Source organism: Pseudomonas syringae group sp. 26L6 (genome assembly GCF_032587815.1).
Taxonomy (GTDB): Bacteria; Pseudomonadota; Gammaproteobacteria; order Pseudomonadales; family Pseudomonadaceae; genus Aquipseudomonas; species Aquipseudomonas amygdali.
Map to the genome: position 1 here is coordinate 73,621 of NZ_JAWHPJ010000003.1, position 20,811 is coordinate 94,431.

The window sequence follows — 20,811 nt, forward strand, 5'->3', positions numbered from 1 at the left end:
TAAAAAACCCATCTTCGGATGGGTTTTTTTATGCCTGTCGTTTGTCTGGGGAGTTATTCCGTGCGCGTCTCGCCGCTGAACACCAACGGCTCGCGGCAGCGGCGGCACAGGTAGCGCCGACCCTTGCGAACCATGCTGTGGCGCTGGGCAGTGAACGGAAAGTCGCTGTCCGGGCAAGGGCAGCGGTAGATGTAACGGATCACGCTGCGTCGCTTGACGGCGTAGGTGTGGCAGCGGTTGGGTGGCAGTTCATAGACGCCGCGCATGATCAGTTGCCATTCTTCGCCATGTGGCTGGATGCTGCCGCCAAACAGCTGGTGGGCAATCAGATGCGCGACTTCGTGCGGCACGGTCTGGCGCAGGAAGTCTTCGGCGTTTTCCTTGTAGAGCTGCGGATTGAAGCGCAGCAGGTTTTCGTGCAGGTGAGCGACACCAGCCTTCTGGCCGCGCAACTGGAAACTGACCACTGGGCGTTTGAAGGTGCGCTTGAAGAAGGTTTCGGCTTGTTGGTAACAGGTTTCAACGCGTGAATTGAGTTGGTCGGGCATGCTTTAGGATTCTCCAGTGCGCCAAGTATGCCGCAATGTGACTACGCTCTGAAAATGCTGGCCGCCCGGTGGTCGTTTTTGATCAAGGGCGATTGCCAGTCTGAACAGCACGCGCGCAGCATATTTAACCAAAGGTCGGTTATAGGTAAAATGCCCGGCTTTTCTCAAGCTACCGTCAGCGGATATTTCCATAAATGGGCACCCTTTCAGTCAATCAGAACAAACTGCAGAAACGTCTGCGTCGGCTGGCCGGCGAGGCCGTTGCCGACTTCAACATGATCGAAGAGGGTGACAAGGTCATGGTCTGCCTGTCCGGCGGCAAGGACAGTTACACCATGCTCGATGTGCTGATGCACTTGCAGAAAGTCGCGCCGATCAAATTCGACATCGTGGCCGTCAACATGGACCAGAAGCAGCCTGGCTTCCCCGAGCACGTGCTGCCTGCGTATCTGAAAGAGCTGGGTATCGAGTACCACATCGTCGAGAAAGACACCTATTCAGTGGTCAAGGAATTGATTCCTGAAGGCAAGACGACCTGTTCGCTGTGTTCACGGCTGCGTCGTGGCACGCTGTATACCTTCGCTGATGAAATAGGTGCTACCAAGATGGCACTGGGGCATCATCGAGACGATATCGTCGAGACGTTCTTCCTCAACATGTTTTTCAACGGCTCGCTCAAGGCCATGCCACCCAAACTGCGTGCCGACGATGGCCGTAACGTGGTGATTCGTCCATTGGCGTATTGCCATGAAAAGGACATTCAGGCCTATTCGGACCTTAAACAGTTTCCGATCATCCCGTGCAACCTCTGCGGCTCTCAGGAGAACCTGCAACGTCAGGTGGTCAAGGACATGTTGATCGACTGGGAGCGCAAGACACCGGGTCGCACGGAAAGCATTTTCCGCGCCTTGCAGAACGTACAGCCCTCGCAACTGGCTGACCGCAACCTGTTCGACTTCAGCAACCTGCGCATCGACGAAACCGCTGCGTCGCGGTTCGTCAATGTGGTGAATATCTGAGGGTGCTCAGTGGTTGACGGTGAACGCCAGCATGGCTGACAGCTGGCACATCGGCCGACCGCTTTCTGCGTGCCATTGGTTGAACACGTCCTGCACAATTGCCTGATCGCGTTTGCTGGTAGGCACGCGGTCGACGATATCCTGCGCGTTCAGCGCGGCCACCACGTCCCAGGTCGGAATGAACGTGTCCTTGCCGATCATGCGCAGAAAGCGTGGCGCTGACAGTCCGCCCATCTGGTTGCCGTGTTTGGCAATGTACTGCCACAAGCCAGTGATGTTATCGACCGGCCACTCGGCGATGAATTTGCCGAAACTGCCGTGCTCCTGTTCGATGTCCAGAATCAGTTGCGCATTGCGCGGCACGCTCTTGAGTTTGCCCAGGTGGCGGATGATGCGCGCGTCCTGCATCAGCCGCTCCAGGTGATCAGCCCCCATCAGCACGACTTTTTCCGGGTCGAAGCGGAAGAAGACTTCCTCGAACGCCGGCCATTTAGAGTCCACCAGGCTGTGTTTCAGGCCTGCGCGAAACACGCGCAGGGCCATGGTCGACAGATAGCGGTCGGCGCTGATGGCTTGCAGTTGTTTCGGTGTCTTCGGGGTGGGCAGGTGGGCTTCCAGTGCTTTGGCGGAGCCGAATCGATTCAGGCAATACTCGTTCAGCCATTTGTAGTCTTGCATCGGTTCTCCAAAGAAATTCAACAGGCAGGTCAAGGGTTCAGACCGACCCTTGCGCTGCAAGTTTGCGATTTAACTGAAAGCGTCAGACCACGCTCTGCCGATTCAGCTGCGTGCTGTGTCCAGCTGCAACGCGGTTTTGGCCAGGCGCTGGCCCAGTGCACGGCACAGGTCAGTCTCATGGCGGTCCAGCGCGCGCTTGCCATCGGCACCGGCGTGATGACTGGCACCATAAGGCGTGCCACCCCCGGCGGTTTCCAGCAGCGCCGATTCACTGTAGGGCAGACCCATGATCAGCATGCCGTGGTGCAACAACGGCAGCAGCATCGACATCAGCGTGGTTTCCTGGCCGCCGTGCAGACTGGCAGTGGAGGTGAAGACGCCTGCGGGTTTGCCGACCAGTGCGCCGGTCAGCCAAAGGTTGCTGGTACCGTCGAGAAAGTATTTCAGCGGGGCGGCCATGTTGCCGAAGCGCGTCGGGCTGCCCAGCGCCAGGCCTGAGCAGTTTTTCAGGTCGTCGAGGGTCGCGTACAGCGCGCCGTTTTCCGGGATCTCAGGGGCGGTCGCTTCGCAGTCGGCGGAAACGGCAGGAACGGTGCGCAGCCGAGCTTCCATGCCGCCCAGCTCGATACCGCGGGCAATCTGCCGGGCCATTTCGCTGGTGGAACCGTTGCGGCTGTAATAGAGGACCAGAATGTAAGGTGTGCTCACGGCAGCAGCTCCAGGATGTTCTCGGGTGGGCGGCCAATCACAGCCTTGTCGCCTGCGACCAGAATTGGCCGCTCGATCAGTTTGGGGTGCGCGGCCATGGCGGCGATCAGTTGCTCGTCGCTCAGGCTCGGGTCGGCCAGGTTGAGTTGCTTGTAATCATCTTCGCCGGTACGCAGCAGTTGCCGGGCAGTGATGCCCAGCTTGCCGAGCAGATCGCGCAAACGCTCTGCGTCGGGCGGGGTTTCCAGGTACAGGACGATATCGGGCGTCAGGCCGCGGGCCTGAAGCAGTTCCAGCGCGCCGCGGGATTTGCTGCAGCGCGGGTTGTGATACAGCGTCAGATCGGTCATTTGCACGTCGCATCTTGTGTGGGGTGGCGTATTCTAACCAGCGATGGCACTGTCCGACATATCGAATGGTCAATAGTCGTAGCCTGGATATAAGTGATTGCAGGTTGAACGGGGCGAGGAAGGAAACAAATGGCAAGGCGATTAACAGCAGCAGTGATACTTTTCGGCAGCTTGCTGCTCAGCGGATGTGGCGTGGACCTGGGCACTGACCAGAACGGCCAGAAGGTGGCCAGCGAGCGAATCAAGGGGCATTGGCTGGTGGTGAACTACTGGGCCGAATGGTGTGGCCCGTGCCGTACCGAGGTTCCGGAATTCAACGCATTGTCCGAACAGCTCAAGGACAAGAAGGTCACGGTGCTGGGTGTCAACTTTGACAATCTGCAGGGCGACGAGCTGAAAAACGCTGCCAACGCACTGGGTATCAAATTCACCGTGCTGGCTCAGGACCCAGCCGAGCAGTACAGCCTGCCGCCCTCCGAAGCGCTGCCGGTGACCTACATCATCGACGACAAGAGCAAGATGCGCGAGCAACTGCTCGGTGAGCAGTCAGCCGCGACCGTGATCCAGAAGCTCAAGGCATTGCGCGGCGAGGGGTGATCGGATCGATTTTCGACGCTCTGCGCCGTAACGAGGACGCGGAGCGTCCAGAACGGCATGCGACGCGGAGCGTCGCACGATAGTGAAATGCGTGAGCAGTCGGCTTTGATCCAGGCGTTGCGCAGATCATCGCACGATAGTCTGGATTATCGTTCCGTACGCTCCAGCGTGGGAATGCAGGTCGCGACGCTCTGCGTCGAAAGAGGACGCGGAGCGTCCAGAACGGCATGCGACGCGGAGCGCCGCACGATAGTGAAATGCGCGAGCAGTCGGCTGTGATCCGGGCGTTGCGCAGAACATCGCACGATAGTCGGGATTATCGTTCCCTACGCTCCAGCGTGGGAATGCAGGTCGCGACGCTCTGCGTCGCAAGAGGACGCGGAGCGTCCAGAACGGCATGCGACGCGGAGCGTCGCACGATAGTGAAATGCGTGAGCAGTCGGCTTTGATCCAGGCGTTGCGCAGATCATCGCACGATAGTCTGGATTATCGTTCCCTACGCTCCAGCGTGGGAATGCAGGTCGCGACGCTCTGCGTCGCAAGAGGACGCGGAGCGTCCAGAACGGCATGCGACGCGGAGCGTCGCACGATAGTGAAATGCGCGAGCAGTCGGCTGTTATCCAGGCGTGGCGCGGGGCGTCGCAGGATAGTGATCGTTCCCTGCGCTCCAGCGTGGGAATGCAGTTCTAGACGCTCTGCGTCGCAAGTTACGCGGAGCTTCGGATCAGCTATCTTCCAGCCAGAAGCGCAGCGGCTTGCCTTGGGTTGGCCACAGGCGCAGTTGCTCGATGGGCGAGATGTCCCAGCGTTGCACGCTGCTGATGGCTTTGATGAAGCGTTGTTCCTGCTCCATCAGCGCGGGGGCGCACATCTTGCGGGTTTTGCCCACCGGACCGAAGCTGATGCTGTGGTCGTTCAGTGTATAGGGCGCGAACCAGTGGTTACAGCCTGCATTGCCATACGCTCGGCCATCGGCACCCAGGGTCATGGTCAGGCGGCTGTTGTCGATGAGTGGACGTTCGCCAATCCATTCCATCACGTAGCTGTGGTCCTGACGGATCGGCAGCGGGTCAGCGGTACAACCGGCCAGCAGCGCGCCGCCGATCAGGCTCAGGAGCGCAAACTGTTTCATGCCGCTTTCTCCTGGCACTTCTTGCAGAGGTGCTTCTCGCCTTCGGTTTTCCAGCCCAGCTCCGCGATGCGCGCGATGGCGGCAGGTTTCTGCGCCTTGACGCCCAGCTTGCTCTCTACCATGAACTCGAAATTCAGTTCGGCGGCGCAGCTGTCGCAATTCACTTTCCACTGATGAATCGCCAACTCGTCGAACACCGGACCTTTGGCCACTGCAATCCATTGGCCCGGCGGGTTGATCAGGTGCCGGACTTTCTCGACGGTCAGGCGCATGTGCAGGCTTTTGCTGCCTTTGATCGTCACCAGCAACTGGTCGTTGTCGTGAATCGAGCCGCCGTTACCGGTGACCTGATAGCGACCGGGCGCCAAAGTGCGGCATTCGGTCAAGGTGTGCTGCGGGTTGAGCATGCTGTAGCGAAAATCGTGTTCGACCATGGGTCCTCCAAAATTGCGCGCATCCTATCATGCTCCACGCCTTCAGGACCGGACGCAGGGCACCCACAACGGCATTGCTGCGCTGAAGTGTGAGGAGCGAGCGTTACCATTACGCTGTCACCCGCGCCTCGGATTCCAGGCGAATGATAGCTTTGTCCAGATCGTCCAGAGCTTCTTCGGTGTGCGCGGCGTTCTGCTTGAGCAGGGTTTCAGCGCGTTGACAGGCGGTGCGCAGCTGCGGGACGCCGCAGTAGCGCGTTGCGCCGTGCAGACGGTGAATGCGTTCGATCAGCGCTTGTATATCCTGGTTGGCCCGCGCCACACGGATGGCCTCGCGGTCGGCGGCCAGCGAGGCCAGCAGCATGGCCAGCATGTCGGCGGCGAGATCCGCTTTGCCCGCAGCCAGGCGCAGCCCTTCTTCATGATCGAGCACCAACGGCCCGACGTGCCCTTCAGGTGCTTCGTTCTGGCGTTCTGGCGCAGGGTTGCGCAGTGCCAGCCCCGTCCACTTGAGGACCACCTGTGCCAGCTGCCGCTCGCTGATCGGTTTGGTCAGGTAGTCATCCATGCCACTTTGCAGCAGCGAGCGTTTTTCATTGGCCATCGCGTGGGCCGTAAGTGCCACGATCGGCAGTGAGCTCTGGTTGCGTTCAGCTTCCCAGGCACGAATCGCCTCGGTGGCTTGGCGCCCGTCCATACCGGGCATCTGCACGTCCATCAACACTAGATCGAACGCTTCCTGCTGCACCGCGTTGACCGCTGCATAGCCGCCTTCGACGGCCACGACTTCTGCGCCCATGTCCTCAAGCAGGGTCTGCACCAGCAGCAGGTTGGCCGGGTTGTCATCCACGCACAGCACCCGCGGCGCGCGGCTCGACAACGGCGGGCCGATGTCGGCGCGGATCGCTCGCGGCGCGATCAGTTCGGACAAGGCTTTTTGCAGTTTTCGGGTGCAGGCGGGTTTGGCTTGTAACTGGGTATAGACATCGTGGACCGCCAACTGGAACAGCGCGTGCTCGGTGGTCGGACATAGCACCATGACCTTGCAGTTGAGGTTTTCCAGATCCCAGATGTGCTGGCGCAACCGTTCCGGGGAAATTTCCAGCGCCGTCACGCCGAGCACCGCCAGATCGATGGCCGACGGGGTCTCGTGCGCCGCCGTCACCCCGTTGAGCAGATTTTCCAGGTTGTTGAACACGATGGTTTGCAGGCCGCAGTCTTCCAACTGATGCTCCAGCGCCTGCCGCGCCAGGTCATGGTGTTCAAGCACTGCTGCGCGTAGCCCTCCCAGCGGGATATTGAACGACTCTTCCTTGTCTTCGCGGGCCTTGGGCAGTTTCAGGCTGATCCAGAATTCCGAGCCTTCGCCCGGTGTGCTGTCGACACCGATTTCGCCGCCCATCTGTTCGATCAGGCGCTTGGAAATCACCAGGCCCAGACCCGTGCCGCCCGGCTGGCGCGAGAGCGAATTGTCGGCCTGGCTGAAGGCCTGGAACAGCGCCCGCACATCCTGGCTGGACAGGCCGATGCCGGTGTCCTGCACGCTGATGCGCAATTGCGCGTGCTCTTCGGTTTCGTCTTCAAGCATGGCGCGGGCGACGATGGTGCCTTCGCGGGTGAATTTGATCGCGTTGCTGACCAGGTTGGTCAGAATCTGCCGCAGGCGCAGCGGGTCGCCGGACAGCGCCAGTGGCGTATCGCGATACACCAGACTGACCAGTTCCAGCTGTTTGGCGTGCGCCGCCGGGGCGAGGATGGTCAAGGTGTCCTGCAGCAGGTCGCGCAGGTTGAACGGGATGTTATCGAGCACCAGCTTGCCAGCCTCGATTTTCGAAAAGTCGAGAATCTCGTTGATGATGCTCAACAGGTTGTCGGCCGACTTCTCGATGGTGCCCAGGTAGTCGAACTGGCGCGGCGTGAGCTCGCTTTTTTGCAGCAAATGGGTGAAACCCAGAATGCCATTGAGCGGCGTGCGGATTTCATGGCTCATGTTGGCCAGGAATTCGGACTTGATCCGGCTCGCTTCAAGGGCTTCCTTGCGAGCCAGATCCAGCTCGATGTTCTGGATTTCGATGGTTTCCAGGTTCTGGCGTACATCCTCGGTCGCTTGATCGATGCTCAGTTGCAGCTCTTCCTGCGCGTTCTGCAAGGTCGCCGCCATGCGATTGATGCCCGACGCCAGCTCGTCCAGTTCCCGACTGCCCAGCGGCGGCAGGCGGGTTTCGAGGTTGCCGTCCTTGAGCTGCGATACCGCCTGCTTGATCTGGCTCATCGGCCCGTTGATGGTGCGGCTCATGCGCACTGCAAGAGTCGCGGTGCAGGCCAGTCCGGTCAGGATCAGCAGCAGGCTGGCAAACAGGCTTCGATAGCCGCGCAACAGCGTGCCGTTATGGGATATTTCAAGTTCGACCCAGCCCAGCAGGGTGTCGGCTTCGGCCGGAATGATCGGGCTGGTCAGGTGGCGTTGATTGCCGAATACCGGGAGCAAATAACGCGTGGCGTCGGTGCCGGTCGAATTGAGCAACTGCGAGCCGCTGCCAATGGGCGAAGGGCTGATCATGGTCGGTCCGGCGTGGGCCAGTGGCGTGCGATCGACGTCGAGAAACGACACTGCGCGCACGTCGGTCTGCTCCAGGGTCTGGGTGGCGATGCGGCTCAGCAGGACCTTGTCCTTGCGCCCCAATGCGTTGGCGGCCAATGGTGCCAGATCCTGGGCGATCATTTCGCCGCGTTGCAGCAACTGGCTTTGCAGTTCGCTCAACTGCATCCAGGTGAAATAACCACCAAGCATTGCGGCCATCAGGCTGGCAGGCAAAATAGTCAGTAGCAGCACACGGCCTTTTATACCCAGCTTGGTCAGCACGCTCGTTCTCCGGCAACACGTATCAGTCCGTCGATATCAGGCATCGGCTGCCTGGCTGTATCGGCACAAGGGGTTGAGTTTAGCCATTTACCGCCAGCATGGGCACCTAACTCTCTGTGCATGACGAAGCCGCAGTGGAAAAAACAGTGTTTATTCTTTTTGGGAATAAGCAGCGCACTTTGCGTGATATGGGCTTTGGCCGTTTGCCGTTATGATAGGCACCCCCCGCAGTCTGGATTGCGAAGACGCCATGACCCTGCAGTATCAAACCATTGCCGATTGCGTCGGCAACACTCCGCTGGTGCGTCTGCAACGCATGGCGGGTAATACCAGCAATACCCTCCTGTTGAAGCTTGAAGGTAATAACCCCGCTGGCTCGGTAAAAGACCGTCCGGCCCTGTCGATGATCACCCGTGCCGAGTTGCGCGGCCAGATCCATCCGGGTGACACGCTGATCGAAGCCACTTCCGGCAATACCGGGATCGCACTGGCCATGGCCGCAGCGATAAAGGGTTACCGGATGATTCTGATCATGCCGGACAACTCCAGTGCCGAACGCAAGGCCGCAATGACCGCCTACGGTGCCGAGCTGATTTCGGTCAGCAAGGACGAGGGCATGGAAGGTGCCCGTGATCTGGCCGAGCGCATGCAGGCCGAAGGCCGCGGCAAGGTGCTCGATCAATTCGCCAATGGCGACAACCCCGAGGCGCACTACACGTCCACCGGTCCGGAAATCTGGCAGCAGACGGCGGGCACCATCACCCATTTCGTCAGCTCGATGGGCACCACCGGCACCATCATGGGCACCTCACGCTACCTCAAGGAGCAAAATCCCGAGGTGCAGATCGTCGGTCTGCAACCGATGGAGGGCGCTTCGATCCCCGGTATTCGCCGCTGGCCGCATGAATACCTGCCGAAAATCTATCAGTCGGACCGTGTCGACCGCATCATCGACATGGGCCAGACCGAGGCCGAAGACACCATGCGCCGACTGGCGCGCGAAGAAGGCATCTTCTGTGGCGTGTCGTCCGGTGGCTCGGTCGCCGGGGCGTTGCGTATTTCCCAGGAAGTCGAAAACGCCGTGATTGTGGCGATCATCTGTGACCGAGGCGACCGTTACCTGTCGACCGGCGTCTATGATTCGCCCAACTGATGGCCAAGCATGAACGAGGTCTGCGCTTTCAGCCCACGGGCGGCGTCAAGACCGTGCAGATTCCTGCCGGTAAAAAACAGCGGCTGACTATCGAGCGCCTGTCCGATGACGGTCGCGGTATCGCTTTTCTCGACGGCAAGACCTGGTTTGTCGCCGGCAGTCTGGCGGGCGAGGAGGTCGAGGCGCGCGTGCTCAATGCGCGCGGCAAGGTTGTCGAGGCGCGCACCGAGCGGGTCTTCACCGCCAGCACCATGCGTCGCGCTCCGGCCTGTGAGTATTTCGGTCGCTGCGGCGGCTGCAGTGTTCAGCATGTGCCCCACGAAGAACAGCTTGCCCTGAAACAGCGCATGCTTGCCGAGCAACTGTTGCGGGTGGCGAACGTGGTGCCGGATGAATGGGCTGCGCCGTTGAGCGGTGCCGAGCTGGCCTATCGCCGACGCGCGCGGGTCGCGGTTCGCTGGGATGCCAAGGCCAAAAGGCTGGACGTGGGGTTCCGCGCAGCCGCCAGTCAGGACATCGTCAGCATCGAACACTGTCCAGTGCTGGTACAGGCCTTGCAACCCATCATGAATGAGTTGCCTGGCATGCTGAAAAGCTTCAGCAAACCGCAGGCGCTGGGTCACGTCGAGTTGTTCAGTGGGGTTGCGACTGCCGTGTTGTTGCGCCACACCGCGCCGCTTGCCGAGGCCGACCTGGCGCTGTTGCAGGCGTTTTGCTCCAAGCACGGCGCGCAGCTCTGGCTGCATGGCGACGGCGAGCCCCAACCGGCCAGCCCCGGCGATACGCTGGGTTACCGGCTGGAGCCGTGGAACCTGCAACTGGCCTGGCGACCGGGAGATTTCATTCAGGTCAACGCGGCGGTTAACACCGCGATGATCGAGCAGGCTCTGCAATGGCTGGCGCCTGCCAAAGATGAACGGGTAATGGACCTGTTTTGCGGTCTGGGCAATTTTGCCTTGCCACTGGCGGGTCTGGCGAAGGAAGTGGTGGCGGTCGAAGGCGTTGCGACCATGGTCGAGCGTGCAGCCGTCAACGCAATGAGTAATGATCTGCACAATGTGCAGTTTTTTCAGGCGGATCTTTCCCAGCCGCTGACACACGCCGACTGGGCGGCGGAAGGGTTTTCTGCGGTACTCTTGGACCCACCGCGTGACGGGGCCTTTGAAGTGGTTCGCCAGATCAGAAAGACGGGTGCCCGGCGACTGCTTTATGTTTCATGCAACCCGGCAACTTTGGCTCGTGACACGGTCGAACTGATCAGTCAGGGCTACCGATTAAAACGTGCCGGAATCCTCGATATGTTTCCACAGACGGCGCATGTCGAGGCGATGGCTTTATTTGAAATGAGTAAGTGAGCAGCGTTCACTGGATCGAGGTCGCTGCTGACAGGGAACCTCATTTAATCCGACTGGCCCGCGAATGCCGGTCCTTGCTTGCCCGGCAAGTGGCATTCGCTCAGAAGGCTGGCGACTGATGGCGCTATTCATCGCGCCGTAGGGAAGGTAAGCAGCATGGTACAGGTGAGAGCGAACCAGCCGATAAACACAGACGGCAGTATCAATCTCGACGCGTGGCTCGATCATATTGTCAGCGTCGACCTGGTCCTGGACCGGGAAGTCATGAAACAGGCCTGTGAGTTTGCCCGGCAAGCCGAGCAGAACGACAAGGCCCACAAGAATCACTGGGCAGAGGGCACCTCCAGTTTCCAGACCGGTCTGGAAATCGCGGAGATCCTGGCTGACCTCAAGCTGGATCAGGACTCGCTGGTTGCGGCGGTCATTTACCGCGGCGTGCGTGAAGGTGTCATCCCTTTGCCGGAGGTCGAGCAGCGTTTCGGCGCGACGGTCGCCAAACTGATCGACGGCGTGCTGCGCATGGCCGCGATCAGCGCCAGTCTCAGCCCTCGTCAATCTCTGGTGCTGGGCAGTCAGGCGCAGGTCGAAAACCTGCGCAAGATGCTCGTGGCGATGGTCGACGACGTTCGCGTTGCGCTGATCAAACTGGCCGAGCGCACTTGCGCGATTCGTGCGGTAAAGAACGCCGACGACGAGAAACGCAACCGTGTGGCCCGCGAAGTCTTCGATATCTACGCGCCGCTGGCCCACCGTCTGGGTATCGGGCATATCAAGTGGGAGCTGGAAGACCTGTCTTTCCGCTACCTGGAGCCTGATCAGTACAAGCAGATCGCCAAGCTGCTGCACGAGCGCCGGCTGGACCGCGAGCGCTTCATCAGCGACGTCATGTCCCAGCTCGACAACGAACTGCAAGCCACCGGCGTGACGGCTGACATCAGTGGCCGAGCCAAACATATCTATTCCATCTGGCGCAAAATGCAGCGCAAAGGCCTGGCATTCAGCCAGATCTATGACGTGCGCGCGTTGCGTGTACTGGTCCCGGAAATGCGCGATTGCTATACCGCGCTGGGCATTGTGCACACCTTGTGGCGGCATATTCCCAAAGAGTTCGACGATTACATCGCCAACCCCAAGGAAAATGGCTATCGCTCGCTGCACACAGCGGTCATCGGGCCGGAAGGCAAGGTCCTGGAAGTGCAGATACGCACCCACGCCATGCACGAAGAGGCCGAACTGGGCGTTTGCGCGCACTGGCGCTATAAAGGCACCGACGTCAAATCTGGCTCCAATCATTACGAAGAGAAAATTTCCTGGCTGCGTCAGGTACTTGAGTGGCATGAAGAGCTGGGTGACATCGGTGGCCTGGCAGATCAGCTGCGGGTTGATATCGAGCCTGACCGGGTCTACGTCTTCACCCCTGACGGCCACGCCATCGACCTGCCCAAGGGCGCGACACCGCTGGACTTTGCCTATCGGGTGCACACCGAAATCGGCCATAACTGCCGTGGTGCGAAGATCAACGGCCGCATCGTACCGCTCAACTACAGTTTGCAGACCGGCGAGCAGGTCGAGATCATCACCAGCAAGCACGGCACGCCGAGCCGTGACTGGCTGAACTCCAACCTCGGTTACATCACGACCTCGCGGGCGCGCGCCAAGATTGTTCACTGGTTCAAATTGCAGGCCCGCGACCAGAACGTGGCGGCCGGTAAAACCCTTATCGAACGCGAACTGGCGCGCCTGGCATTGCCGCAGGTCGACTTCGACAAGCTGGCGGACAAGGCCAACCACAAGACCGCCGACGACATGTTTGCCGCCTTGGGCGCGGGTGATCTGCGTCTGGCGCAACTGGTCAATCTGGCTCAGCAGCAGGTTGAACCTGATCGCGTCAATGAACAGCTGGAACTGATCCCGCGCAAGGCTACGGGCTACAAGCCTGGCAAGCGTGGCGATATTCAGATTCAGGGCGTTGGCAACCTGATGACACAGATGGCCGGTTGCTGCCAGCCGCTGCCGGGCGATGCGATTGTCGGTTACATCACCCAGGGCCGTGGCGTCAGCATTCACCGTCAGGATTGCGCCTCGGTGCTGCAACTGGGTGGTCGCGAGCCCGAGCGGATCATTCAGGTCAGCTGGGGGCCGGTGCCGGTGCTCACCTATCCGGTGGACATCATCATTCGCGCCTACGACCGTTCCGGCCTGCTGCGTGACGTCACCCAGGTGCTGCTCAACGAGCGTATCAACGTACTGGCGGTCAACACCCGCTCGAACAAGGAAGACAACACAGCGCTCATGTCGCTGACCATCGAGATTCCGGGCCTGGACGCACTGGGGCGGTTGCTGGGGCGTATTTCCCAGTTGCCGAACATCATTGAAACGCGCAGGAACAGGACGCCATAAGCGTTGCCTGCGCTCACAGGGAGCCCCATGTATACAGTTCAAGACCTGCTGAACCTCATGGCCCGGCTGCGTGATCCGCAGTCTGGTTGCCCGTGGGACCTGAAGCAGACCTACGCCAGCATCGTGCCGCATACGCTGGAAGAAGCCTACGAAGTGGCCGATGCCATCGAGCAGGGCGACCTCGACCATCTGAAGGGTGAGTTGGGTGACCTGCTGTTTCAGGTGGTCTTCTATGCGCAGTTGGCCAAAGAGGAAGGCCGGTTTGAATTCGACGACGTCATCGACGGTATTACCCGCAAGTTGCTGCGTCGCCATCCGCACGTGTTTCCGACCGGCGAGTTGTACGCGCCGGCAGAAACGCCGTGCCTGACCGACGAGCAGGTCAACCAGCGTTGGGACGAGATCAAGGCCGAGGAACGTGCCGAAAAGTCTGGCGCCCCCGAGCAGTTGTCGCTGCTCGACGACGTGCCGGTGGCCTTGCCTGCGTTGAGTCGTGCCGCCAAACTGCAAAAGCGTGCTTCGCAGGTCGGCTTCGACTGGCCTGCAGCGTTGCCGGTGGTCGACAAGGTGCGTGAAGAACTCGATGAAATTCTTGAAGCCATGGTCGACAATGACGCCGAAGGCATTGCCGAGGAAGTCGGCGATTTGCTGTTCAGCGTCGTGAACCTGGCCCGGCACCTTAAAGTCGACCCGGAAACTGCGCTACGCTCGGCTAATAGCAAGTTCGACAGACGCTTCCGATTCATTGAACAGGCCTTGCGCCACATCCAGCGTCCTATCGAAGCGTGCTCGCTCGAAGAAATGGACGCATTGTGGGGCGAAGCCAAACGTCAGGAAAAGAGCACACCCGGCTGCGGCTGAGTGTGCGGTAACGGTATAAGTGAGTAGACAATGAGCCTTTCCCTTCGCGATCAGTTGCTCAAGGCAGGTCTGGTCAACCAAAAGCAGGCCAAGCAGGTCGGCAAAGAAAAGCAGAAAGAGCAGCGTCTGGTGCACAAGGGTCAGGCCCAGGCCGACGACTCGCAAAAGCGCGCGGCTCAGGAAGCCATGGCCGAGAAGGCCAAGCGTGACCAGGAGCTGAACCGTCAGCAGCAGGAGAAGGTCGAGCAGAAGGCCCGTGCTGCTCAGGTCAAACAACTGATCGAGGTGTCGCGTCTGCCCAAGCTGATTACCGAGGATTACTACAACTTCGTTGACGACAAGAAGGTCAAGCGGATCTCGGTCAACGCGCTGGTGCGCAACAAGCTCAGCAGCGGTTCGCTGGCCATCGTTCACCATGGTGGCGGTTACGAGATCATTCCGCGTGAGGCTGCGCTGAAGATCCAGGAGCGCGACCCGCGCCGTATCGTGTTGCTCAACACCCCGACCGAAGCGCCGGATGCCGACGATCCGTACGCTGCGTATCAGGTGCCTGACGACCTGATGTGGTAACGCGCTGACCGGTCAAAACAAAACCCGCATTCAGCGGGTTTTGTCGTTTATTGTTCTGGGGTTTTCTGGCTCAGGGAAGTTGCTTAGTGGTTGCCCTGGCTTTCCAGTGCTTCCAGCTCTTCCTTATAGCGTAGAGCATCGGACTCTACGTGAAACATGCCTACAAGTTGGTCCTGTTGATGCACGTCCCAGATCTGGATGCCGTCGGCAACGGCTTCGTGAGAGAGGTGGGCGTCGTCGCGTTCAGTAACTCTGACAGTCATAGTAGTAAGCTCCTGACTTTGATGGCCTGAATGGTTAGGCCTCTGGATACTGCGGCGATGTGTCGCAGGACTCTTTTATAGAATTTGTTAGCTGCCTAAGTAAATAGCCTGTTCAGGTACCCCGGTGGTCATAAACTGATCGATCCTCTGCAGCCCTTGCATGACGCGGCTTACAGCGCAGTGGTGGCAAAATGAAGGATGTTTCATGTGCTTCTAGCCTGTCCGAACGCGCGTGTAAACGCCGTTCCAGACGCTCCGCGTCCTCTTGACGACGCAGAGCGTCGAGAACTGCATTCCCACGCTGGAGCGTGAGGAACGATAACCTCAACTATCGTGCCCGATGCTCCGCGCTTCTGACCGTAGGGCGTGAGCTTGCTTACGAAGGGCAGGTGCAGGCGCGACTATCGTGCGGCGCTCTGCGTCGCATGCCTTTCTGGACGCTCCGCGTCCTCTTGACGACGCAGAGCGTCGAGAACTGCATTCCCACGCTGGAGCGTGAGGAACGATCATCGCAACATCGTGCCGATGCTCTGCGCTTCTGCCCGAAGGGCGTGGGAGTGAGCTTGCTCACGAAGGGGGCGGTGCAGGCCCGACTATCGTGCGGCGCTCTGCGTCGCATGCCTTCAGCCAATAAAAAGCCCCGCTAAAAAGCGGGGCTCTGTGGTGCGTGCGGTCAGGGCAATCAGCTGCCTTTGACGGCCTTACCGTTCACGGTGCCGTCGAGCAGCACGATGTTGTATTCCTTACCGTCGGTTTCGACCTGTTGCAGGCGCACTAGCAGGTAATCCCAGTCCTTGGCGAACCACAGCACGGTGGTGCGCTTGCTTTGCGTCGGGTCACGCACGCGCTCGACCTTGATCGCATCGACCTGGCCAGTCTTGGTGGTAACCTTTTCCGAGCCCAGTACGCGGAAGTCGTAGGTGTCTACTTCATCACCGTCGACCACCTGGTAGCTCATGCTCTTCTTGCCATCAGCGATGTCGTGTTGCAACGCCAGCTGATACGTGGACTTGTCGAGGATGCCGCGGTTGAGCGGCAGCTTGATCGCATCGCCACGGTCGGTGCCGGTGACGAACTTGGTGTTCCAGTCGAACGCCAGATCAACCTTTTTGGATTTGCCCAGGCCGCTGCGTTCGAAGCTGTAGGTCTGTGGCAGCAAGGTTTCCTTGTCGACCTTCAGCGTGCTGACTTCAGTCAGGCTGGCAATCATCATCGATGCCTTGAAGCTCAGGGTCCAGGTGCCATTGGCACCGGCTTCCAGGCTGCGTTCAGCGGTGCCACTCATGGGCAGCTGTTTCCAGTCGGCGGTGTAGCTGGCGGAGAAAGGTTGAAGGTCTGCGGCCTGTACGGCAGGCAAGGCGAGCAGAGCGAAAGCGAAGAGCAGAGCGCGACGCATAGTATCTCCTAATGTCGAATCAGATGGCCGCTGGCCGGGAGTAACTGGCTATCGAGTAACGCACCTTGTTCACCAAGGCTCAGTCGGCCCTCGGCAAACCAGCGAATGGCCAGTGGGTAAATACGGTGCTCTTGAACATGAACCCGTTGCGCGAGCGTTGTGGGCGTGTCGTGCAACTGTACCGAAATAACTGCCTGTACGACCAGTGGGCCGCCATCGAGTTCCTCGGTGACGAAATGCACGCTGCAGCCATGCTCGGCGTCACCAGCCTCCAGAGCACGCTTGTGCGTGTGCAAGCCTTTGTAACGCGGCAGCAGGGAAGGGTGAATATTCAGAAGGCGACCATGGAAATGGCGCACGAAGCCTGCGCTGAGAATGCGCATGAACCCGGCCAGTACTACCAACTGTGGCTGGAAAGTGTCGATCAGTTCGATCAGCGCTGCATCGAAGGCTTCGCGGCCTTCATAAGCAGTGTGATCCAGCACGCAGGCTTCGATGCCCGCATCCCTGGCGCGCTGCAGGCCGAACGCATCGGCGCGGTTGGAAATCACCGCGCGGATGCGGACCGGGCTGGACCCGTCCTTGAAACTGTCGATCATCGCTTGCAGGTTGCCGCCGGTGCCGGACAGCAGCACCACGACATCGCAGGTGGCTGGCATCAATGCGCCTTGAGGTTTTTCAGCTCGACTTGTGCTGCACCTTCGGCAGCGGTAGCGATCTGACCGATCACCCATGGCTGCTCGCCAGCTTCGCGCAGAACCTTCAACGCGGCTTCAACGTGTTCCTGAGCAACGCAGATGACCATGCCCACGCCGCAGTTCAGCACGCGGTGCATTTCGTTTTCTGCGACGTTGCCTTGCTGCTGCAGCCAGTCGAACACGGCCGGACGCTGCCAGCTGGCAACATCGACAACGGCCTGAGCGCCCTGCGGCAGAACACGCGGGATGTTGTCGAGCAGGCCGCCACCGGTGATGTGGGCCATGGCCTTGACCGCGCCGGTTTCCTTGATCAGCTTGAGCAGCGGCTTGACGTAGATGCGGGTTGGCGCCATCAGCAGCTCGGTCAATGGCTTGCCGTCCAGCTGGATGCTTTCGATATCGGCATCGGCCACTTCGATGATCTTGCGGATCAGCGAATAACCGTTGGAGTGCGGGCCGGACGATGGCAGGGCCAGCAGGGCATCACCGGCAGCGACTTTCGAACCGTCAATGATCTCGGCCTTTTCCACGACGCCGACGCAGAAGCCAGCCAGGTCGTAGTCTTCGCCTTCGTACATGCCCGGCATTTCAGCGGTTTCGCCGCCGACCAGCGAGCAGCCAGCCAGTTCGCAGCCAGCGCCGATGCCGGTGACGACCTGGGCAGCGGTGTCGACGTTCAGTTTGCCGGTGGCATAGTAATCAAGGAAGAACAAAGGCTCTGCGCCGCAGACCACCAGATCGTTGACGCACATGGCGACCAGATCGATACCGATGGTGTCGTGCTTGTTCAGGTTCAGGGCCAGACGCAGCTTGGTGCCCACGCCGTCGGTGCCGGAAACCAGGACCGGTTGCTTGTAGCCGGCCGGGATTTCGCAGAGGGCGCCGAAGCCTCCCAGGCCGCCCATGACTTCCGGACGCTTGGTGCGCTTGGCGACGCTCTTGATGCGTTCGACCAATGCTTCACCGGCGTCGATGTCTACACCGGCGTCTTTATAGCTCAGGGAGGGTTGCTTGCTCATAAAAAATCCAGGCCTTTAGGGGGGATTCGGAGGTATCGACCGCTGCGTTGGGACCCGTTCAGCACCGCGCTGTCATGCGATGGTAATGTTGGGCCGTGGCGATTGCCGGTCTGCGAAGGCGCGCGATTTTATCAGGCTTGCTCCCCAGGGGCCATCCTTGCGCCGACAACAGGGCGGTGTTGCGCCAAATAAACCTGATCCGGCGTCTCCCGTCAGTGCGAGTGCCGCCGTTTAAGGTGTACTTTATGCGCAAATTGAATGATTGGTGGTTCAAGGCTGTCCCAGACTTGTACTCCTCCTGAAACAGCTTCTTTTTACTTTTTTCCGTTCGGGAACTGTCCATGCGTTTTTCCAGAGTTCTTCTAGTCGGCTGTCTGTCCCTGATCAGCCTCCCCAGCCTTGCCGAAACGGTCAGCAACCTTTATCAGGTCCGCGAGCCGGTGACTGGTCAGTCGCCCGATGAGCGCACACGGGCCACCCAGGCCGCGGTCGAAACGCTGGTGCTGCGCCTGACCGGTGACGCCAAGGCTGCGCAGGGTTCGGCCATCGCCGCGCTGCGCAAAGATCCGCAGCAAATCATCAGCCAGTACGGCTACGAGGCCGGTCCGCCGGAAACCCTGCTGGTGGACTTCGATCCGGCGACCACCGACCGTGCGTTGCGTGATGCCGGCCTGTCGATCTGGGGCAGCAATCGCCCGTCGATCCTCGGCTGGTGGCTGAACGACTCGGTCGAAGGCTCGAATCTGGTCGGTGACGGTCAGGCCGCTGCTGAACCACTGCGCCGGGCTGCGCAACACCGCGGTTTGCCGTTGCGTTTACCGCTGGCTGATTTGAGCGAGCAGGGCATCGGTAACGCCAAGACACTGGAAGGCACTGATGCCGCACCGCTCAAGGAAGCCTCCGAGCGTTACGGTGCTGACGCGATACTGGCGGTGCACGCCAAGGAAGACGCAGGCCAGTGGCAGGGCAAATGGCGCTTGTGGCTGGGCGATCAGCGCGAGCAGGGCACTGCGACCGGGGCTACTTCCGAAGCCTTGGCAGACGCTGTGCTGCTGTCGGTCAGCCAGCGTCTGGCCCCACGTTTCGTCGCCAAGCCCGGTGCCTCGACGGGCCTGTTGGTGCAGGTTCAGGGCATGACACTGGAGCGCTATGCACAACTGCTTCAGTTACTTGATCCGTTCGGCGTGCGTCTGAGTTCTGTTGACGGCGATAAGGTGGTGTTTGAGGTCAGTGGCAGCACCGATCAGCTACGCTCGCAGTTGTCGCTGGCCAAATTGCAGGAAGTGCCCGCAGCCGAGGCAGCCGCCGCCGCAACACCGCCTGCTGCGCCTGTCGATGCGACTGCGCCGGTTGCGCCAGCCAATGGGGCTGCTTCGGCACCTGCGCCCGCAGCGATGATTGTTCCGGCGTCTGCACCACAGCTTTATTTCCGCTGGTAAACCGGCAAAGCGCTTTTCCATTGGGTTGAGGGATGTTGATGACTGATACACGGCGTTGGTTCTGGATCGGCGGCCTGGCCTTGCTGGTCGCATTCGTGGTGCTGTTGCACACGATCCTCACCCCTTTTCTGGTGGCGCTGCTGCTGGCCTACATGGGCGATCCACTGGTGGATCGTCTGGAGCGCGCGGGGCTGTCCAGAACCTTGAGCGTGGTGGCGGTGTTCGGTCTGTTCACGCTGGTGCTGATGGCCTTGCTGCTGGTGCTGGTGCCGATGCTGGCCAAGCAGTTGTTTCGTCTCTATGAGCTGGCCCCGCAGATCCTCGACTGGCTGCAACACTCGGCGTTGCCGTGGGTGCAGGCCAAGTTCGGTCTGGCAGACGGGTTCTGGAAGTTCGACAAGATCAAGGCAGCCATCTCCGAGCACATGGGGCAGGCTGGGGATATCGTCTCTGTGGTGCTGTCTCAGGCTACGGCGTCGAGCCTGGCGCTGATCGGCTGGCTGACCAATCTGGTGCTGATCCCGGTGGTGTGTTTCTACCTGTTGCGTGACTGGGACATCATGACCGGCAAGATCCGCGGTCTGCTGCCGCGTCAGCGTGAAGGTCAAATCGTCAAGCTGGCGGGCGAGTGCCATGAGGTGCTGGGCGCGTTCATACGCGGGCAATTGCTGGTCATGGTCGGTCTCGGGGTGATCTACGCGGCCGGTCTGATGCTGGTCGGGCTGGAACTGGGCCTGTTGATCGGGGTGATCGCCGGTCTGGCAGCCATCGTGCCTTATATGGGCTTTGTGATCGGCATTGGTTCGGCGCTGGTCGCCGGGTTGTTCCAGTTTGGCGGCGACCTGTACCCGATGATGGGGATTGTTGCGGTGTTCATGATCGGTCAGGCCCTCGAAGGGATGGTGCTGACGCCATTGCTGGTAGGGGATCGCATCGGTCTGCACCCGGTGGCGGTGATCTTCGCGATTCTGGCGGGTGGCGAGCTGTTCGGTTTCACCGGCATTCTGCTGGCGTTGCCGGTCGCTGCAGTGATCATGGTGCTGGTGCGCCACATGCACGACGTTTATAAAGACTCGGAAATCTATGCAGGTGCGGAAGATCCCGAGCTGTAAGGGCATCGCACGCCTCTTCACTGCCCGGTGAAGAGGCTTGTGCAGGCAATGCATGCATCACGTCAAAACGCCCTTTCTCGACCCGCGCTTTACGCACCCTGACGCAAACCTTTGATTTTGCTTGAGGTCTGTCGCATTGTGCGACCCGCTTCACGGGTATAAACTTTGCGCTCTTTACACAGAGGCCCTTGACGGTTTGCATGAGCCGTTAGTCAG

Annotated in this window: 20 protein-coding genes; 9 read left to right on the top strand and 11 right to left on the bottom strand. The window is 60.1% G+C overall.

Features of this window, described 5'->3' with window-relative positions; all coding sequences use genetic code 11:
- Positions 1-53 precede the first annotated feature (53 nt).
- Positions 54-548 carry a SprT family zinc-dependent metalloprotease gene (locus tag RYA97_RS01145; RefSeq protein ID WP_002554626.1) on the bottom strand — a complete coding sequence of 165 codons (495 nt, stop codon included), beginning with the start codon at positions 546-548 and terminating at the stop codon, positions 54-56.
- Between the two features lie 194 nt (positions 549-742).
- Between RYA97_RS01145 and ttcA the strand changes: the two genes are divergently transcribed.
- Positions 743-1,567, top strand: a complete 825-nt coding sequence (gene ttcA, locus RYA97_RS01150; RefSeq protein WP_002554625.1) for a tRNA 2-thiocytidine(32) synthetase TtcA — start codon at positions 743-745, stop codon at positions 1,565-1,567.
- A 6-nt stretch (positions 1,568-1,573) separates the two neighbouring features.
- Here ttcA and RYA97_RS01155 read toward each other — a convergent pair whose 3' ends face one another.
- The 3 genes from RYA97_RS01155 to arsC all read right to left on the bottom strand — a co-directional run bounded on the left by RYA97_RS01155 (position 1,574) and on the right by arsC (position 3,303).
- Entirely contained in the window at positions 1,574-2,245 is a 672-nt protein-coding gene (locus RYA97_RS01155) for a DNA-3-methyladenine glycosylase I (RefSeq protein WP_004657183.1), read from the bottom strand.
- Between the two features lie 102 nt (positions 2,246-2,347).
- Entirely contained in the window at positions 2,348-2,953 is a 606-nt protein-coding gene (gene wrbA, locus RYA97_RS01160; protein WP_005744747.1) for an NAD(P)H:quinone oxidoreductase, read from the bottom strand.
- Positions 2,950-3,303 (bottom strand): arsenate reductase (glutaredoxin), encoded by a 354-nt coding sequence (arsC, locus tag RYA97_RS01165; RefSeq protein ID WP_002554622.1) that lies wholly within the window; start codon positions 3,301-3,303, stop codon positions 2,950-2,952. The genes wrbA and arsC overlap by 4 nt, the downstream gene beginning before the upstream one ends.
- Positions 3,304-3,432: 129 nt before the next feature.
- On the opposite strand from arsC, the gene RYA97_RS01170 reads away from it, so the two are divergent.
- Positions 3,433-3,900: a TlpA disulfide reductase family protein gene (locus RYA97_RS01170; RefSeq protein ID WP_316891740.1), complete on the top strand. Its 468-nt coding sequence runs from the start codon at positions 3,433-3,435 to the stop codon at positions 3,898-3,900.
- Between the two features lie 724 nt (positions 3,901-4,624).
- Here the strand turns inward: RYA97_RS01170 and RYA97_RS01175 are convergent.
- From RYA97_RS01175 to RYA97_RS01185, 3 genes are all read right to left on the bottom strand, one after another.
- Positions 4,625-5,032: an META domain-containing protein gene (locus tag RYA97_RS01175; protein ID WP_004657193.1), complete on the bottom strand. Its 408-nt coding sequence runs from the start codon at positions 5,030-5,032 to the stop codon at positions 4,625-4,627.
- The gene (locus RYA97_RS01180) at positions 5,029-5,466 is read right to left on the bottom strand and encodes a hypothetical protein (protein ID WP_002554619.1); all 438 of its coding nucleotides are present in this window, start codon (positions 5,464-5,466) and stop codon (positions 5,029-5,031) included. The genes RYA97_RS01175 and RYA97_RS01180 overlap by 4 nt, the downstream gene beginning before the upstream one ends.
- A 109-nt stretch (positions 5,467-5,575) precedes the next feature.
- Positions 5,576-8,329, bottom strand: a complete 2,754-nt coding sequence (locus RYA97_RS01185; protein WP_016982707.1) for a response regulator — start codon at positions 8,327-8,329, stop codon at positions 5,576-5,578.
- 250 nt (positions 8,330-8,579) lie between these two features.
- Here RYA97_RS01185 and cysM point away from each other — a divergent pair, with 250 nt between their 5' ends.
- The 5 genes from cysM (at position 8,580) to RYA97_RS01210 (ending at position 14,668) form a co-directional block, all read left to right on the top strand.
- Positions 8,580-9,482 (top strand): cysteine synthase CysM, encoded by a 903-nt coding sequence (gene cysM / locus RYA97_RS01190; protein ID WP_057404435.1) that lies wholly within the window; start codon positions 8,580-8,582, stop codon positions 9,480-9,482.
- Positions 9,482-10,837 carry a 23S rRNA (uracil(1939)-C(5))-methyltransferase RlmD gene (gene rlmD, locus RYA97_RS01195; RefSeq protein WP_316891743.1) on the top strand — a complete coding sequence of 452 codons (1,356 nt, stop codon included), beginning with the start codon at positions 9,482-9,484 and terminating at the stop codon, positions 10,835-10,837. The genes cysM and rlmD overlap by 1 nt, the downstream gene beginning before the upstream one ends.
- 156 nt (positions 10,838-10,993) lie before the next feature.
- Positions 10,994-13,237: a GTP diphosphokinase gene (relA, locus tag RYA97_RS01200; RefSeq protein ID WP_004657204.1), complete on the top strand. Its 2,244-nt coding sequence runs from the start codon at positions 10,994-10,996 to the stop codon at positions 13,235-13,237.
- A 27-nt stretch (positions 13,238-13,264) separates the two neighbouring features.
- A complete protein-coding gene (gene mazG / locus RYA97_RS01205) occupies positions 13,265-14,098 on the top strand; it encodes a nucleoside triphosphate pyrophosphohydrolase (RefSeq protein ID WP_002554615.1) in 834 nt (277 codons plus the stop codon).
- Positions 14,099-14,128: 30 nt separating this feature from the next.
- A complete protein-coding gene (locus RYA97_RS01210) occupies positions 14,129-14,668 on the top strand; it encodes a DUF2058 domain-containing protein (RefSeq protein WP_005755227.1) in 540 nt (179 codons plus the stop codon).
- Positions 14,669-14,751: 83 nt separating this feature from the next.
- On the opposite strand, the gene RYA97_RS01215 is transcribed toward RYA97_RS01210, so the two are convergent.
- The 4 genes from RYA97_RS01215 to purM all read right to left on the bottom strand — a co-directional run bounded on the left by RYA97_RS01215 (position 14,752) and on the right by purM (position 18,044).
- Entirely contained in the window at positions 14,752-14,931 is a 180-nt protein-coding gene (locus RYA97_RS01215) for a hypothetical protein (RefSeq protein WP_002554613.1), read from the bottom strand.
- A 682-nt stretch (positions 14,932-15,613) separates the two neighbouring features.
- Positions 15,614-16,327: a DUF3108 domain-containing protein gene (locus RYA97_RS01220; RefSeq protein WP_004665988.1), complete on the bottom strand. Its 714-nt coding sequence runs from the start codon at positions 16,325-16,327 to the stop codon at positions 15,614-15,616.
- A gap of 8 nt (positions 16,328-16,335) precedes the next feature.
- Entirely contained in the window at positions 16,336-16,986 is a 651-nt protein-coding gene (gene purN / locus RYA97_RS01225; protein WP_005783262.1) for a phosphoribosylglycinamide formyltransferase, read from the bottom strand.
- Positions 16,986-18,044, bottom strand: coding sequence for a phosphoribosylformylglycinamidine cyclo-ligase (purM, locus tag RYA97_RS01230; RefSeq protein WP_016982705.1), 1,059 nt, complete (start codon positions 18,042-18,044; stop codon positions 16,986-16,988). Before purM ends, purN begins: the two co-directional genes overlap by 1 nt.
- A gap of 341 nt (positions 18,045-18,385) precedes the next feature.
- On the opposite strand from purM, the gene RYA97_RS01235 reads away from it, so the two are divergent.
- Positions 18,386-19,483, top strand: a complete 1,098-nt coding sequence (locus RYA97_RS01235) for a DUF2066 domain-containing protein (RefSeq protein WP_016982703.1) — start codon at positions 18,386-18,388, stop codon at positions 19,481-19,483.
- A gap of 38 nt (positions 19,484-19,521) precedes the next feature.
- Positions 19,522-20,595: an AI-2E family transporter gene (locus tag RYA97_RS01240; protein ID WP_002554608.1), complete on the top strand. Its 1,074-nt coding sequence runs from the start codon at positions 19,522-19,524 to the stop codon at positions 20,593-20,595.
- Positions 20,596-20,811: the final 216 nt, after the last annotated feature.